At 47.9% G+C, this 14,808-nt stretch carries 16 protein-coding genes and 2 tRNA genes; 9 read left to right on the forward strand and 9 right to left on the reverse strand.

Going from position 1 to position 14,808, the window contains the following annotated elements:
* The 6 genes from ACP5SG_RS04920 to ACP5SG_RS04945 all read right to left on the reverse strand — a co-directional run.
* On the reverse strand, positions 1-146 hold a 146-nt coding region (locus tag ACP5SG_RS04920; RefSeq protein ID WP_428122558.1), incomplete at its 3' end, for a desulfoferrodoxin FeS4 iron-binding domain-containing protein.
* Between the two features lie 14 nt (positions 147-160).
* Positions 161-1,690: a multiheme c-type cytochrome gene (locus tag ACP5SG_RS04925; RefSeq protein ID WP_237888839.1), complete on the reverse strand. Its 1,530-nt coding sequence runs from the start codon at positions 1,688-1,690 to the stop codon at positions 161-163.
* A 13-nt stretch (positions 1,691-1,703) separates the two neighbouring features.
* On the reverse strand, positions 1,704-3,050 hold the full coding sequence (locus ACP5SG_RS04930; RefSeq protein WP_237888838.1) for a multiheme c-type cytochrome: 1,347 nt from the start codon (positions 3,048-3,050) through the stop codon (positions 1,704-1,706).
* 2 nt (positions 3,051-3,052) lie between these two features.
* Positions 3,053-3,682, reverse strand: coding sequence for a peroxiredoxin (locus tag ACP5SG_RS04935; RefSeq protein WP_428122517.1), 630 nt, complete (start codon positions 3,680-3,682; stop codon positions 3,053-3,055).
* A gap of 39 nt (positions 3,683-3,721) precedes the next feature.
* Positions 3,722-4,297, reverse strand: coding sequence for a rubrerythrin (gene rbr, locus ACP5SG_RS04940; protein WP_237888836.1), 576 nt, complete (start codon positions 4,295-4,297; stop codon positions 3,722-3,724).
* A 44-nt stretch (positions 4,298-4,341) separates the two neighbouring features.
* Complete coding sequence (locus ACP5SG_RS04945) at positions 4,342-4,761, reverse strand: Fur family transcriptional regulator (protein WP_424661543.1); 420 nt, start codon at positions 4,759-4,761, stop codon at positions 4,342-4,344.
* A 232-nt stretch (positions 4,762-4,993) separates the two neighbouring features.
* Here ACP5SG_RS04945 and ACP5SG_RS04950 point away from each other — a divergent pair, with 232 nt between their 5' ends.
* On the forward strand, positions 4,994-5,770 hold the full coding sequence (locus ACP5SG_RS04950; protein ID WP_428122526.1) for a DNA-binding protein: 777 nt from the start codon (positions 4,994-4,996) through the stop codon (positions 5,768-5,770).
* A gap of 66 nt (positions 5,771-5,836) precedes the next feature.
* On the opposite strand, the gene ACP5SG_RS04955 is transcribed toward ACP5SG_RS04950, so the two are convergent.
* Positions 5,837-5,913 (reverse strand) — tRNA-Asp (locus ACP5SG_RS04955).
* A 42-nt stretch (positions 5,914-5,955) separates the two neighbouring features.
* Positions 5,956-6,030 (reverse strand) — tRNA-Val (locus ACP5SG_RS04960).
* A gap of 282 nt (positions 6,031-6,312) precedes the next feature.
* Here ACP5SG_RS04960 and ACP5SG_RS04965 point away from each other — a divergent pair.
* Positions 6,313-6,477, forward strand: coding sequence for a hypothetical protein (locus ACP5SG_RS04965; RefSeq protein ID WP_428122529.1), 165 nt, complete (start codon positions 6,313-6,315; stop codon positions 6,475-6,477).
* Positions 6,478-6,782: 305 nt separating this feature from the next.
* Here the strand turns inward: ACP5SG_RS04965 and ACP5SG_RS04970 are convergent, their stop codons facing one another.
* Entirely contained in the window at positions 6,783-7,013 is a 231-nt protein-coding gene (locus tag ACP5SG_RS04970) for a hypothetical protein (protein WP_428122532.1), read from the reverse strand.
* A gap of 322 nt (positions 7,014-7,335) precedes the next feature.
* On the opposite strand from ACP5SG_RS04970, the gene ACP5SG_RS04975 reads away from it, so the two are divergent.
* The 7 genes from ACP5SG_RS04975 to ACP5SG_RS05005 all read left to right on the forward strand — a co-directional run bounded on the left by ACP5SG_RS04975 (position 7,336) and on the right by ACP5SG_RS05005 (position 14,667).
* Complete coding sequence (locus ACP5SG_RS04975) at positions 7,336-7,905, forward strand: RsbRD N-terminal domain-containing protein (RefSeq protein ID WP_424661542.1); 570 nt, start codon at positions 7,336-7,338, stop codon at positions 7,903-7,905.
* 15 nt (positions 7,906-7,920) lie between these two features.
* Positions 7,921-8,907, forward strand: coding sequence for a sulfate reduction electron transfer complex DsrMKJOP subunit DsrM (dsrM, locus tag ACP5SG_RS04980; protein ID WP_428122535.1), 987 nt, complete (start codon positions 7,921-7,923; stop codon positions 8,905-8,907).
* Between the two features lie 6 nt (positions 8,908-8,913).
* A complete protein-coding gene (dsrK, locus tag ACP5SG_RS04985) occupies positions 8,914-10,530 on the forward strand; it encodes a sulfate reduction electron transfer complex DsrMKJOP subunit DsrK (RefSeq protein ID WP_330873300.1) in 1,617 nt (538 codons plus the stop codon).
* Entirely contained in the window at positions 10,523-10,933 is a 411-nt protein-coding gene (gene dsrJ, locus ACP5SG_RS04990) for a sulfate reduction electron transfer complex DsrMKJOP subunit DsrJ (protein WP_237888830.1), read from the forward strand. The genes dsrK and dsrJ overlap by 8 nt, the downstream gene beginning before the upstream one ends.
* Positions 10,930-11,727, forward strand: a complete 798-nt coding sequence (dsrO, locus tag ACP5SG_RS04995; RefSeq protein WP_424661539.1) for a sulfate reduction electron transfer complex DsrMKJOP subunit DsrO — start codon at positions 10,930-10,932, stop codon at positions 11,725-11,727. The genes dsrJ and dsrO overlap by 4 nt, the downstream gene beginning before the upstream one ends.
* Positions 11,728-11,734: 7 nt before the next feature.
* The gene (gene dsrP, locus ACP5SG_RS05000; protein WP_237888828.1) at positions 11,735-12,889 is read left to right on the forward strand and encodes a sulfate reduction electron transfer complex DsrMKJOP subunit DsrP; all 1,155 of its coding nucleotides are present in this window, start codon (positions 11,735-11,737) and stop codon (positions 12,887-12,889) included.
* 86 nt (positions 12,890-12,975) lie between these two features.
* Entirely contained in the window at positions 12,976-14,667 is a 1,692-nt protein-coding gene (locus ACP5SG_RS05005; protein ID WP_424661538.1) for a radical SAM protein, read from the forward strand.
* The last annotated feature ends 141 nt before the right edge of the window (positions 14,668-14,808 follow it).

Below are 14,808 nucleotides of genomic sequence, written 5' to 3' on the forward strand. Positions count from 1 at the left end.
TGTTTTTCCCTGGACGCATCTACGATATTTTCCTCCATGAGCTTCATGGGTTGTCCGCAGCAGACGAGCTGCCCCACGCCATCATGGACCATCTCCACCATGTTTCCGCATATCTCGCACTTGTAAATCTGTAGCCTCTTTGTCATCTTGTGTTCCTCCTTTATTTTTTCTTTTTATTGTCCTTTATACCCTTGTGCGCAGCCTCAAGAAACTTGAGCCAGTCGGACATCTTCTGGATGTTGCGTGACATGGCCCAACGCCCATCTGCAAAGACCCCATAGTCGGCGCCGCCCATTGCCGAGGCGAATCTGGTTGAGTTGGCGAAAAACAGCCACTCCTCTATCCACATCTTCTCAATGGCCTCGTTAAATATGCTGTCATGCTGGGCAAGCCCCTTAGCCAGGCCTTTACCCCAGGCGGCAAGGACGATCTTTGTGGCTGTAAGCGTCATCTCGTTAGTGGTCTTTATGGACTGATCCAGCCTTGCAAAGTGTCCGTCCACCCAAGGCTGGGTGTGGCAGGCGAGACATACGGCCTCCATTGTTGCAAGCCTTTGGGCCTGTTCCTTTGCATCGATCAGATAAGCGGCCGCCGGTTCGCCTGTAAGCTCGGACGGAAGCGGCAGGCCGGCTTTGTTCCTGATGATGCTCGTATCAGGTGACTTTGGCTGAGGTGTAGCATAGATAAGACCGAAGAGTCTATAGGGAAGCCTGTCACTCATCTGGTGCGTGCGTTTGGCTATTACTTCACCGCTCTTGGTGACAAGCAGGCTCACATGACACGTCGCACAGGTGGGCGCGGTAAAGTCTTCGCCCAGCTTCCACGGCACCGCATCGAAATGCCATTTTTCTTTGTCGGCGGCGTAGATGTTCCCGTGTTTGCTCACACTGTAAACCTTGTAGGCAGGGACATCAGGGCCCTTGTGGCATTCCGAGCATGTGGCAGGTTTTCGCGCAACCTCGATGGAGAAGGCGTGTCTCGGGTGGCACGAGGTGCATGAGCCCTTGGAGCCGTCGGGGTTTATGCGGCCAACCCCTACGCTTGGCCAGCCTGCAAGTTCGGGGAATTTCATCTCCCCCATCGAGGTGTCGCGCGCCTTCAGGCCCTTTACCTCTATCTTTGTGCCGTGGCAGTAGAGACAAGAGTCATCCTGTGTGATCTGATCTGGCTTGCCGATAGTCGCCTTTTTGCCGTCAAATGCGGCTATGCCGTTTGTCGAGTCCATAAGGCCGTGATAGACAGGGTTATTTACAAGGTTTCCATAGGCATGGGACATGATATTCTTTGCATATTCGTCCCTTTCAACCGGGTGGCATTCGGCGCAGTCCTGGGGGGTCACAACCACATGGACCTTGAAGCCATTGTGTTCAAAGGTATCCTTGTGAGAGGCTGCATTTATTGTGTGACACTCGGCACAGCCCACAACTATCCCAGACATGCCCGCAGGGACCTTTTCTATGGATATGCGTCTTTCGATAACCGGCTTCTTGAGGGCTTCTTCGACGGTCATTTTTGAATGGCGCCCGCTCTTCCAGTCGGCCACAATCCCTGGGGTTGCGGATTCGTGGCACCCGAGACAGGCCTGCGTGGCATCGCTTATCTTGCCCTGGGCAAGGGCGCTGCCTGTGCCGTGCGCCATCAATGCGGTGATCAAGGCTGCGCCCGTGAGATATCTTTTAATAATCTTCATCGGTTGATCCTCCTTATTTGACCGCGAATAACAGTCTGTTTTCGTTTACCAGGATCGGCGCGTATTCCTCCTTTGGGAGTTTAAAAAAATCGCCCACAGAGCTTGGGACCTCGCTGTAGTAGAGCCTGGCCTCGATCGTAAGCGCACCCTTTGGAAGATTTTTGGGGAGGTTGAAGCTGTAGTGTTCGATCTTCGTCTCCCTGGGCCCGATTCTGTAGTCAACCCGGGTGTTTTCTACCGTGTACCACTGGCAGGTGGTCATTTCGCCCTTTGGATTGAAAAACGGTCTTCTAAAGATGCGCGCCCCGTCCGGCACATTTCCATCCCTCTTGAGGCCCTTGAAGCCCTTTATATTCATGATCTCGCCATAGTCCTGATAGGCCAGGGTCTTTGAGTCGGCGATAGTGAATCCTTCATCTTTGAAGCCTTTTTTTGTTACAGGCACGGGATAGCGCCTGCCTTTTGCATCCACCGCCCAGACCTCGAGCCAGAGCATGCGCTCCTCTGTCGAGCCGGATGGCACGAAGTGACCGGCCTTGCCGTTAAAGAGCTCGGCCCGGAAGTTTATCGTTTGGCCCGGCGAAACCGTGGCGTTTTCTGTGTAAAGGGCCAGATCAATGACCCCGGCCAGCTTGTTCGGCCAGTGTGAGCCATGGAAGACGTGATGGGCGATGTCTTTTCTCTCAGGGCCCATGTCGGTCGATTTGCCCGGTGAGTGATACATGTGGCAGTCCTGGCATCTTGTCCCCTCTTTTGCATAGGGCCCGGCCTTCCACTCCCTGTAGGTCTCTTTTACCCATGCGCCGTAGGGGCTCTGTTCGTCGTGACAGGTGGCGCAGAGCTCTGGGCTCCTGGTGAATTCAGAGAATTGCGTGCCGTGTGCAGGGCTTTCGGCGTCCTTTCTCGGTCCGCGCTTTATGCCATTTGGATCAATTGTGAAACTGAAGTTGTAGGGCGCCTTCTCTGTGCTCCCTGTTATATTGTGGCAGATCTCGCAGGAGACCCCCTCGTTTGCGCGGGTATTCGCCACAACCGGCTTTGGCGGGATGTCGCCTGAGAGAAAGGCCAGAGGTCCGTGGCAGGCGATACATCCTGCCTTCACCCCTGACACCTTTTCAAGTTTCAAGGCGTGGGGAAGGGCAAGCTTAAAGTATTCAACCTCATCCCACTTGTGGGTATAGGACTGGGACATGAGGCTCTGCGCCCACTCCTCGTGTATTTGTATGTGACAGCTGGCGCAGTAGTCGGGTTTCTGGAAGTCGTCGTACTTAAGTTTCCCCATATCCGCCGGAAAGCCCAAGGCCGGTGTTAAAAAAAGCGCTGCAACAGCCATTATTACGCCCTTTATGGTCGCTTTCATTTTTACCCTCCCCTCTTTTTGCAGCCTTTCTTTGCGCCCTGCGCGCCGTGCTTGGCCAGATAGCTCGCCACACCCTCTTTGGTAGGCTTCATGGCCTCCTCGCCAGGCCTCCAGTTTGCCGGGCAGACATCGCCGTGGGCCTCGTGGAACTGCAAGGCGTCAAGGATACGGATGGCCTCATCGACATTCCTGCCAAGCGGCAGATCATTTATGAGCGCATGCCGTACAATGCCCCCCTTGTCGATAAGGAACAGGCCGCGTAAGGCCACGCCAGCTTCCTCCAGCAGAACACCGTAGGCCCTGGATATCTGTTTCGAGAGATCCGCCACCAGAGGATATCTGACATTGCCTATGCCTCCATTGTTGACAGGTGTGTTTTTCCAGGCGAGATGGGTGTATTCGGAGTCTACCGAGACCCCGATGACCTCGCAGTTTCTCTTTTTAAACTCGTCCAGCGCCGTATCAAAGGCCAGTATTTCGGACGGGCAGACAAAGGTGAAATCAAGGGGATAGAAAAAAAGTATGATGTATTTTCCCCTGTTCGAAGAAAGGCTTATCTCCTTAAAGTTGTTGTCGGGCATGACCGCCTTTGCCTTGAAGTCAGGCGCCTCTTTTGTAACCAGATTGCACATAAATACTACCTCCTGTTATCTTTGTTTTGGTTTTTATAGCTACCAATTCTCGCCCAGCAATTCGAAGTGGGCTATCGGGTGTGCACAGGCAGGGCATTTTTCAGGTGCCTCTTTTCCCTCATGGAGATAGCCGCAGTTTCTACAGCGCCAGACCACGGTCTCTTCGCGTTTGAAGACCTTTCCTTCATCTATGTTTTTGGCCAGTGCCCTGTATCTCTTTTCGTGCTGTCTTTCAGCGACCGCTATGGCATCAAATATGCAAGCTATCTCATTAAATCCCTCTTCCCTGGCGATCCTTGCAAAGCCGGGGTACATCTGGCTGTGTTCGTAGTTCTCGCCCTGGGCTGCATGGAGGAGATTGTCCCTGGTGCATCCAATGGTACCGGCCGGAAAAATTGCCGTTACCTCTGCGTCCCCGCCTTCAAGGAGTTTATAGAGCCGTTTTGCATGTTCCCTTTCTTGGTTGGCTGTTTCTTCAAAGATGGCTGCAATCTGTATAAAACCCTCTTTTTTTGCCTGGCTTGCATAGTAGGTGTATCTGTTTCTTGCCTGAGATTCACCCGCAAAGGCGATGAGGATGTTCTTTTCTGTCTGTGTGCCTTTGATCCTGTCCATCTAAACGCACCTCCTTATTTAAATTTAACTTATTGATATAAAAATTATCTTTCTTTTGAGGATGATCGTTCCTCTTTCTTTTTGCACCCCGGGCATATGCCTTCGAATTCAAGGCGATGACCAAGCACTGTATAGCCGCACGGATCTGTAACAGCCCTTTCTATCTCATTTAATTGGATTGCAGGGATGTCATCGACCCTGCCGCACTTGATACACTTTATATGATAGTGATTCGATGTATCCCAGTCAAAACGTTTTTGTCTGCCCGTCACCTCAAGTTTTTGAATGATATTTAGGGCTGCAAGTGTTTCCAGATTGCGGTAGATGGTTGCAAGGCTGATCCTAGGGAGGCGTTTTTTGACCTTGTCATACAGTTCATCTGCCGTCGGATGGGTTTTGAGCGCCCTCAGTTCCTGAATTATTATCTCACGTTGCCGGGTCATCCTGATCTTGTTTGTTTTCATTGAGGTATCTTTTTAAAGAATAATTATTATTTTTAATTTAAAAAAAGTTTTTTGTCAAGGATTGATCTTCGCCTAGCCGATAACAACAATAACAAGGTGATGAAATAGATTTTTTATTATAATATAGCAAATTAGCTGCAAGATCGGGTTTTTCATATCCCAGGATTGTCGTCGGAGAAGATGTTTTGAAAATTTTTAGGAATCAATATTTAAACATCAAGGAGCGCAACCAATGAGAAAAGGGGCAAAAACGATCGTTATCTTGGGTTTGTCGGCAGCTGTTTTTTGGGGTTTGTTCGTATCATGCTCCAGCGAAGGCGGTCGCCGTACGGAAAACAAGCTTGGGCAGACGCAGACAAAGACTGATTCTGGGCATGCAGCCACGACTGATTATCTCAAGGGCAAGGTCATCCAGACCATGGACAGTGGCGGCTATACGTATGTATTGCTTGATAGAGGCGACTCTCAAATATGGGTGGCGATGCCAGAGACCAAGGTTTCAATTGGAGACGATCTGCTGCTTGATCCGGGCATTGAGATGAAGGGTTTTACAAGCAATACGCTTAAGCGCACGTTCGACAGGATCGTTTTCTCGTCAGGTATCATATCGGGCGGCCACTCGCAAGGCGCTCTGGCCACCGAGGATGGGGCGGTCCATCATGTCTTGTTGGAGAAAAAAGATGTAAGGATCGAACGGGCCAAGGGCCCTAATAGCTATACGATTGCGGAGATCTACAGGACGAAGGCGGAGATCAACGGCAAACAGGCGGTTGTAAGAGGTGTAGTGGTAAAGGTGTCGACCGGCATTATGGGTAAAAACTGGGTGCACATTCAAGACGGCTCAGGCACACAAGAAAAGGGCGACTTTGATCTTGTTGTTACATCACAGGACCTGCCGGCAGTCGGCGATGTGGTGACCGCAAGTGGGATACTGCATTCAGACAGGGATTTCGGCGCAGGATATAGGTGCAGTGCCATAATGGAAGATGCAACAATACGAAAAGATTGATTTTTCGGGATAGACCACAAATGAATAAAGAGGCGGACGCAATAAGCGGTCTGCCTCTTTAATTTTTGGCGGGGCCGACGAGGCTCGAACTCGCGACCTCTGGCGTGACAGGCCAGCGTTCTAACCGGCTGAACTACGACCCCGAATTTTTAAGTCGTTTCATTTACCTTCTTTTGAAACTAGGGTGGTAGGCGGAACAGGATTTGAACCTGTGACCCTCGGCTTGTAAGGCCGATGCTCTCCCGCTGAGCTACCCGCCCTTAAGAGATTTTTCTTGTACCATTTGATTTTTTTGGTGTCAAGGGCATTATAATTGTAAGCAAGTGATCCGTTTACATGCTAATCGCCATAACCAAATCAATAACTTATAATTTGCTTGAGGGGGCGCACCCTTTTAGAAAGCTGTGAACGATATCGGAAAGATTAAATTTTATTGTGCGCAATAATAAGGCTGAGGTGTTATTTCTTCTAAAACAGGACTCATAAAGACCTTGCTTGGTATAGGCAATCCTGCCTGTAAGGTTCCCATTGCATGCGGCTATGTGAGCCGGAGGATTGGCGAGATAGAATCCAATATTACGGATATCTTTAACGGGGCGTTAAAAGGATTAAGAAAGTCAGGTATGTTGAGACCGGACGCCATCGAATCAAGGGTAAAATATTTAGTTGAGATGCATCCATCCTTGTGTCATGGAAACAGACACTAGAGACCATTATAAAGAGGGTAAGCCGTAATCGGTGCAGTTTGCGCCCCCTTTTTCTCCCATCGTCTGTGATATAAATGGCCCTATCAATAAAAGATCGCCAGACCATGAATACTCAAGTTGATAAGGAAAACCCGATTTCCAATCAGTCTGCGGGGGTTATTGTCTCGTTTACAAAAATCATATCCCATAAAAATATATCCTCGATAAAGATATCAGGCGGGTGACAGCCTGTTTATCCTGCAGCGGGATAGAATGGTCCTGCCAGAGGAAAGCCCTGGCAATTACTACTAATTTTGGGCCTTTCTCTAGTTAATGAATTGTATACCACCTCCCCCAAGTCCCAGTGCGGCAAGTTCCATGGCCCTCTGTCTACGCTGCACAACCCCTTTTTGCCTTGTTAAGCACAACGGGATGTCAAGGATCAGCCCTATTGAGCCGTCACCAAGTATCGTGGTCCCGGAAAAATCCGGTTTATCGGTCAGAAAATCAGCGATGGGTTTTATGACCACGCCTTGTTTTTCCAAAAGGGAATCCATCCTAGACCAGCTCGAATTTTTCATAATATATTTGGTGTCAAGGGTAGATCAAGGTTGTCTGCACAGGGCCGAGCTGAATACAATTTCAAAAAGATATCCGAATTTTTAGGCTTGACAGTTTCCATTGATTTGTCTATAAAAATGAACGGTTATTCATGAATAAAATTTTTATCGGTTTAAGGCCTTGACACAACATTGTAACAGGTATATACATAATCCCCATAATGAATATCTATTCATAAATAAAATGGGATGAAATAGTCTGTCATTACAGCAAAAGGATTGAAAGCCGATAAGGCCGCCTTCGAGTATAGATGATTTTATGATGAATAATCTATTACATGAACGCCTGGCAGTTATAGAAGACAGGTGGATACGTTTGATAGCGGCGACATATCCCCCTGAGACTGCCAAGTTTTTGCTCGGCCAGAAAGATCGGTTCGCAAATCCAGTTGGCTATACCATTTTAAATGCGGCCGGTCCTATTTTGGAAGAGATTCTTAAAGGTGGTGATCCCGAAAATGTCAAGGATCAAATGGACGAGATGATGAGGATCAGGGCGGTGCAAGATTTTGAGCCGTCCGGGGCTGTTTCGGTGTTTTATCTGCTAAAAAAGGCCATTAGAGATGAGATTCGTGCGCAGGATTTGGGCGGTAAGATCAAATTGGAAGATATCCTTTCGTTGGAATCTAAGATCGACAAATTCGTATTAATGGCCTTTGATGTGTATATGAAGTGTCGGGAGCGAGTGTGGGAGATCAAGCTCAACGACATTATGAAGAGACCTTTTGTGTTGTCAGAGGTGACTATGTGTCCATCATATCTTATAAAAAAAGGCATGTTTAAAGATATTGGCCTTGAAAAAGATATTAATAATCAAGGTCTTAGCTAAAGTGAGGTGTTGGTAATGGGTGCAATGATATCCCTGATTGCGGTTTTGGTGATAATTTTAGCCGCCTTGGTAGGTTCGATGGCAGGGTTGCAATATGTCTTCGGTGTGATTCTTCCTTATACCGGCTTTATCATATTGCTTGTCGGATTTGTTTTTCGTGTGCTTGACTGGGCTAAGTCACCGGTGCCGTTTCGTATCCCTACGACAGCAGGTCAGGAATTTTCTCTCCCATGGATAAAGCAGGCAAAGCTTGACAATCCGAGCACCACGATGGGTGTGCTGGGGCGCATGGCCTTTGAAATTCTGGCCTTTAGATCACTGTTCAGAAATACCAAGGCCGAGCTCCGTAGCGGCAATCTTATTTATGGCCCGGCCAAGTGGCTGTGGTTGTTTGCTTTGGCCTTCCACTGGGCATTTTTCATTATAGCCGTAAGACACCTCCGTCTTTTCATGGAGCCGGTCCCTGGTTTTGTCGAATGGCTTGATAAGTTGGACTCGATCATGCAGATCGGCACCCCGCCGCTTTATATCACTGATGTGCTTCTGATTGCCGGGGTTACTTTTTTATTGCTGAGGCGTCTCATGAGTCCGAGGATACGCTATATCTCATTACCGGCTGATTATTTTCCGCTGTTTTTAATACTCGCCATAGCGACGACCGGCATATTAATGCGTTTCTTCATCAGGACCGACATTGTGGGCGTAAAAGAGATTTTGGTGGGCCTGGCGACCTTCCATCCAGTTATGCCTGATGGGATAGGACCGATCTTTTTTATCCATGCGACGCTGGTGAGCGTCCTTATGGCCTATTTTCCGTTCAGCAAGCTTATGCACCTTGGGGGGGTCTTTTTGAGTCCGACCAGGAATATGGCCAACAATAACAGGATGGTCAGGCACGTCAATCCATGGAATTATCCTGTCAAGATTCATACCTATGATGAATACGAGGATGAGTTCAGAGACCTTATGAAGGGCGCAGGAATACCAGTTGAGAGGGAATAAGCTAAGATGGCTAAGGATCTAATACCGCAAGAGATGCTGAGAATTGACTACAATCCGCCTAAGACGGGTTGGATGGATACCCCTGTTAAGATAAAGCCTGGTATCTATTGTCATCCCGCCAAACCGGAAAAGATAGCAGATGTCGGGATGCCCAACCCCCATCATTGGAATCCCCTTGATGAAGACTGGAACTTGCCGGAGAACTGGCAGCAGATATTCTTCGACGGTATGAGGGAGAGGCTGGATAAACACCGTTCCTTTAAGATATTTATGGATATCTGTGTAAGGTGCGGCGCCTGTGCGGATAAATGTCACTTTTTTCTTGGTTCCGGTGACCCGAAGAATATGCCGGTGGTCAGGGCCGAGCTGTTGAGATCTATCTACAGAAAGGAATTCACAACGGCCGGTAAGATACTGGGCAGGCTTGCTGGCGGTAGGGAGCTTACAGCCTCTGTGATCAAGGAATTGTGGTATTATTTTTTCCAGTGCACAGAGTGCCGGCGTTGCTCCTTATTCTGCCCGTACGGTATTGATACGGCGGAGGTCACTATTATAGGGCGTGAACTCTTGAACCTTCTCGGTCTCAATATCAACTGGATCCAGGAGCCTGTTTCAAACTGCTATCATATCGGCAATCACCTTGGTCTGAAGCCACATACATTTAAGGAAAATATTGAATTCCTTTGTGACGATATCGAGACCTATGTCGGTATCCGGATAAATCCCACGTTTAACAGAAAAGGGGCAGAGATACTCTTTGTCACGCCCTCGGGCGATGTCTTCGCCGATCCGGGTATCTATACGCTCATGGGTTATTTGATGATCTTCGAACATATAGGTCTTGATTACACATGGAGTACCTATGCATCCGAGAGCGGTAATTTCGGCTTCTTTACGTCTTTTGAGATGGCCAAACGCCTCAATGCAAAGATATATGCAGAGGCCAAAAGACTTGGTGTGAAGTGGATACTGGGCGGGGAGTGCGGGCATATGTGGCGCGTAATTCATCAGTACATGGATACCTTCAACGGCCCGGCCGACTTCCTGGAGGAGCCTGTCTCACCGATTACCGGGACGAGGTTTGAAAACGCGAAGTCCACAAAGATGGTTCACATCACCGAATTTACAGCTGATCTTATCAAGAACAACAAGCTCAAGTTAGACAAGAACCGCAATAACCATCTGAAGGTAACATTCCACGATTCATGCAATCCCTCAAGGGCCATGGGCATCCTGGAAGAGCCCCGTTATGTGATAAAGAATGTCTGCAACTATTTCTATGACATGCCGGATACAACTATCAGGGAACAGACCTTCTGTTGCGGTAGTGGGGCTGGTCTTAATGCGAGCGAAAATATGGAGATCAGGTTGAGGGGCGGGCTTCCGAGGGCCAATGCTGTTAAGTATGTTCATGAAAAGCATGGTGTAAATACGCTTGCATGTATCTGCGCTATCGATAGAGCAGTGCTTCCAGCCTCGATGGAATATTGGGTGCCAGGCGTCAAGGTAGCAGGTGTGTCGGAATTAGTAGCGAACGCACTGATAATGGAGGGCGAAGGGGACAGGACTATGAATCTGCGAGGGGAAGAAATCCCGAAAGGGGAGGAAGGCAGCGATGTATGATGCAAACAAGATAATCCCTGGCCTTGTGATATTTGTAGGTCTCATGACCGTTCCGATCTGGTCGGCAATGGGCAGAGTCGTGCCACCTCCTAAGCCGAAGCTTGATACACCGGTTATACGAGAACTTGCTGAGAAGAAGTGTGTAGAAGGCAAGGAGTTTATGAAGTCGTCGCATATGCAGTTTCTGATAACATGGCGGGATGAGGCCCTTAGAAAGGGTAAACGTGTTTATATAAACAGTAGAGGCCAAAAATACTACGTAAGCCTGCAGAATACCTGCATGAAGTGTCATTCCAACAAAAAGGAATTCTGCGACAGGTGTCATAATTACGCAGGGGTTGAAGACCCATATTGCTGGGAATGTCATCTTGCGCCAAGGGATGCAAAAGGAAACGAATTATGAGCATGGACAGGAGAGAATTCATCAAGATAGCCGGGATCTCCGCCCTGTTGGGTATCACGGGCAAAGGTGCGTTTGAACTGCTTCGTCCGGGTGATCTGGATGCCTTTGAAGGACAAGAGGGTGGGGCTGGACTGCGAAAAGAAGATTTGCCCAAGATCAGGTGGGGCATGACTATTGATTTAAAGAAATGTGACGGTCAAGTAGTGCAAAAGGTGAGGGGGGTCTGCGATTACCTCCATAACATCCCTCATTTCAATAACAAAAAGGACGAGGTCAAATGGATATGGGGGGATACGTATGAGCATGCCTTTGCCGACGGCGCAAACGAATATATAGACGACGCTATAAAAGAGCTGCCGTTTTTGCTTTTATGCAATCACTGCGACCATCCGCCCTGTGTAAGGGTATGTCCTACGAGGGCGACGTTCAAAAGGCCCGACGGTATAGTTGCGATGGACTATCATCGGTGTATAGGCTGCCGTTTCTGTATGGCTGCATGTCCTTTCGGTTCGCGCAGTTTCAATTGGCGTGATCCAAGGGAAGGATTGAAAGGGAGGAAGTTGAATCCGGAATTTCCGACCAGGATGCGTGGTGTTGTCGAGAAGTGTAACTTCTGCGTGGAAAGGATAGACAAGGGTCAGATACCAGCCTGTGCCGAGGCGGCGCCTGAGGTTATGACATTCGGCAATCTTGCTGATCCGAATTCCAACATAAGACAGGTTCTTCGGGTAAGGACCTCTCTTAGGCGTAAGATAGAGTTGGGCACAGAGCCGTTTGTATTCTATTTGGTGTGAGGGTGCTATGCTAGAAAAGGCATTGGTTGGAAGTCAAAGGTATTGGGGTTGGATCATATTCCTGCTCGCAGTTATAGGTGTCGGGTTTGCGTGTTGGATATACCAGCTGAATTACGGTCTGGGCATTACGGGCATGAGCCGCGATATCTCATGGGGCGTCTATATAGCCCAGTTCACCTACTTCGTCGGCGTGGCAGCGGGTGCAGTTATGCTGGTAATCCCTAAATACCTCCATCACTATCAAAAATATGCAAATATAGTCATATTTGGTGAATTCTTGGCGATTGCTGCGGTTGTTATGTGTCTGCTTTTTATAATTGTGGATATAGGACAGCCTCAACGTATGCTTAACGTCTTGTTTTATCCCACACCGAACTCGATACTTTTTTGGGATATGATCGTCTTAAATGGTTATTTGGCCATCAATATAATAGTCGGGTGGAACAGCCTGCTCGCCGAGCGTAAACATGTCCCGCCTCCAGCGTGGATTAAACCGTTTATATATCTATCCATCCCATGGGCGATCAGTATACATACTGTTACAGCCTTTTTATATGCAGGTCTTCCAGGTCGCCATCTGTGGTTGACAGCAATCATGGCCCCTAGATTTTTGGCGTCCGCTTTCGCAGCCGGGCCTTCCCTACTTATACTTCTTTTGCTTTTAGTCAAGAAACTGACAAGATTTGAGCCTGGAGAAGAGGCTATCCAGTCTGTCGCCAAGACCGTGTGCTATGCGCAGATAGCCAATATGTTCTTTCTGGCGCTGGAATTCTTTACAGCATTTTACAGCAACATACCGGGCCATATGAGCGGCCTAAAGTACCTCTTTTTTGGCCTTGACGGCTATCATGAGCTCGTGCCCTGGATGTGGACATCCATAACCTTCGGGCTTTTTGGCATCTTGCTCCTGCTTATACCGCCGCTTCGTAGAAATCATACGTTTCTTGTTGTGGCGTGTGCATCTATATTCTTTTCGACATGGGTCGATAAGGGTGTAGGTCTTGTGATTGGTGGTTTTATACCAAACCCATTGGAACAGGTCACTGAATACCACCCCACATTTCCCGAGATAGCCATTGCAACAGCTATATGGGCGATAGGCGCCTTGATCCTTACCATTCTATACAAAGTTGTCGTGTCTGTGAGGCAGGAAAACGCGTAAACAGCCCGGGATTTGATTTTATCTGTTTAAGGCTGATCCCAAAAGGGATCAGCCTTTTTTATTAAAACGATGAAAGAAGTTTTTCTATGAAGGTACTGCTCATCTATCCACATTTTCTCGATCAAAGGGTTATTGATTATGACATAAGAGCCGTTCCTATAGGGCTTTATTATATCGGTGCGGTCTTGAAGGAAAGGGGTATCGATGTCGAGATATTGAATTTCCATGAGATAAAAGGCCAAGTTGAAATATATGAAAAGATTTTGCAGGAAAAGCAGCCTGACATCATCGGATTTTCGATATTTCATGCCAACAGATGGGGCGGTATCGATATGGCTAGGGTGGCAAAGAGGCTCTTCCCGGATATAAAGGTTGTATTCGGCGGTCCTGGCGCAACATTTTTATGGAGGCATATCCTTGAAAACTATCCAGAGGTCGATTTTGTGATCAAGGGTGAGGGTGAGATTACGTTTTTGCGCCTGATCGAGAGGATTGAATATGGAAAGGCGCATGGCGGACTGGGAGACATAAAAGGTTTGGCCTTTCGTTGTGACGGCAATGCCATCAGCACTGGTGATCAAAAATTTATTGAGGATATAGACATGCTGCCGAACCCTGCAAGATATTTTACATTCGAGCATGTTGTCTCCTCTAGGGGGTGTCCATGGAACTGCACCTTTTGCGGCTCACCTAGGTTTTGGAAGAGAAGGGTAAGGTTTCATTCGCCCGATTATTTTGTGGAGCAGCTGTCGCTTTTGTATGAAAAAGGGGTCCGTTTTTTCTATTTTTCCGATGACACATTTACCCTTGACAAGATCAGGGTGATCCAGATCTGTAAAAAGATATTGGAATTAGCTCTTGATATCAGATGGGTTGCGATATCAAGGGTGGATTACGTAGATGAAAAGGTACTTTATTGGATGAGAAGAGCGGGCTGTATACAGATAAGTTACGGCGTAGAGAGCGGTTCGGCTGAAATAAGAAATAGACTCAATAAAGACATAAAGTTGCAAGACATAAAAAGGGCTTTTACCCTGACGACAAGTTACGGTATACTGGCTAGGGCCTATTTTATTTATGGCTGTCCTGGTGAGACGCAGCAGACCATCCAGGAGACGATAGACCTGATTGATGAGATTAAGCCGCTTAGCATAATCTTTTATATCCTTGATCTGTTTCCTGGTACCAGGCTTTATGAGGATTTTGTAAAAAAGACAGGGGTGTCGGATGATATATGGTTAAACCGTATTGAAGATATAATGTATTTCGAGATCGACCATAGCCTTACAGCAGAAGACATATTGTCGTTCGGCAGGCGTTTGAGATCCCATTTTTACGGCAATCTCCACAATTATGCATTGAATGTTGAATTAAAAGATGATCCGGGCCTTTATTCACTCCATGCCGATTTTTTATCCAGGTTGGCCATGACCTTCAGTCATGGCGATTATTCAAAGATCGATCAGGTGTTAGAAAAAGACAGTGTTGCAGCCGTTCTTTTTGAACGTGCGCTGGGCTACCACCCTAATCACAGGGCATATCTTGGGCTGTCTGCGCTCAAACAAAGGGAGGGTGACCTTAAGGGTTCCATAAGGGTTGCATTGGAGGGCCTGGTTCATTTCCCAGGCTCTGAAGACCTGAGTCTATGTATTGCGACAAGCATGATGAATCTTGGAAGATATGAAGACGCCCTTTTGTACCTGGCCCCATTTAAGGACTCTGACAGATTCAGTGGTTATATCGATTTGTGTCGCAAGGCTTTGGGCAATGGGTTATAGCGCTGTTTTCTTCTTCCGGGAGGCCGATGCATATCTGTTCCTTGAGGTCATCAATCTGATCCCTGTAAAAAGAAGCCGGTTTTTCTTGCCCGCAAGACCTGCAGACTACCCTTGCATGTGCTCATCTGCCCTTAATCTCCG

The organism is Dissulfurimicrobium sp., assembly GCF_049968175.1.
Lineage (GTDB): Bacteria > Desulfobacterota > Dissulfuribacteria > Dissulfuribacterales > Sh68 > Dissulfurimicrobium > Dissulfurimicrobium hydrothermale.

Coding starts and splice junctions, on each gene's coding strand:
- ACP5SG_RS04925 (WP_237888839.1), bottom strand. CDS start 1,690: ATGAAGATTATTAAAAGATATCTCACGGGCGCAGCCTTGATCACCGCA.
- ACP5SG_RS04930 (WP_237888838.1), bottom strand. CDS start 3,050: ATGAAAGCGACCATAAAGGGCGTAATAATGGCTGTTGCAGCGCTTTTT.
- ACP5SG_RS04935 (WP_428122517.1), bottom strand. CDS start 3,682: ATGTGCAATCTGGTTACAAAAGAGGCGCCTGACTTCAAGGCAAAGGCG.
- rbr (WP_237888836.1), bottom strand. CDS start 4,297: ATGGACAGGATCAAAGGCACACAGACAGAAAAGAACATCCTCATCGCC.
- ACP5SG_RS04945 (WP_424661543.1), bottom strand. CDS start 4,761: ATGAAAACAAACAAGATCAGGATGACCCGGCAACGTGAGATAATAATT.
- ACP5SG_RS04950 (WP_428122526.1), top strand. CDS start 4,994: ATGAGAAAAGGGGCAAAAACGATCGTTATCTTGGGTTTGTCGGCAGCT.
- ACP5SG_RS04970 (WP_428122532.1), bottom strand. CDS start 7,013: ATGGATTCCCTTTTGGAAAAACAAGGCGTGGTCATAAAACCCATCGCT.
- ACP5SG_RS04975 (WP_424661542.1), top strand. CDS start 7,336: ATGATGAATAATCTATTACATGAACGCCTGGCAGTTATAGAAGACAGG.
- dsrM (WP_428122535.1), top strand. CDS start 7,921: ATGGGTGCAATGATATCCCTGATTGCGGTTTTGGTGATAATTTTAGCC.
- dsrK (WP_330873300.1), top strand. CDS start 8,914: ATGGCTAAGGATCTAATACCGCAAGAGATGCTGAGAATTGACTACAAT.
- dsrJ (WP_237888830.1), top strand. CDS start 10,523: ATGTATGATGCAAACAAGATAATCCCTGGCCTTGTGATATTTGTAGGT.
- dsrO (WP_424661539.1), top strand. CDS start 10,930: ATGAGCATGGACAGGAGAGAATTCATCAAGATAGCCGGGATCTCCGCC.
- dsrP (WP_237888828.1), top strand. CDS start 11,735: ATGCTAGAAAAGGCATTGGTTGGAAGTCAAAGGTATTGGGGTTGGATC.
- ACP5SG_RS05005 (WP_424661538.1), top strand. CDS start 12,976: ATGAAGGTACTGCTCATCTATCCACATTTTCTCGATCAAAGGGTTATT.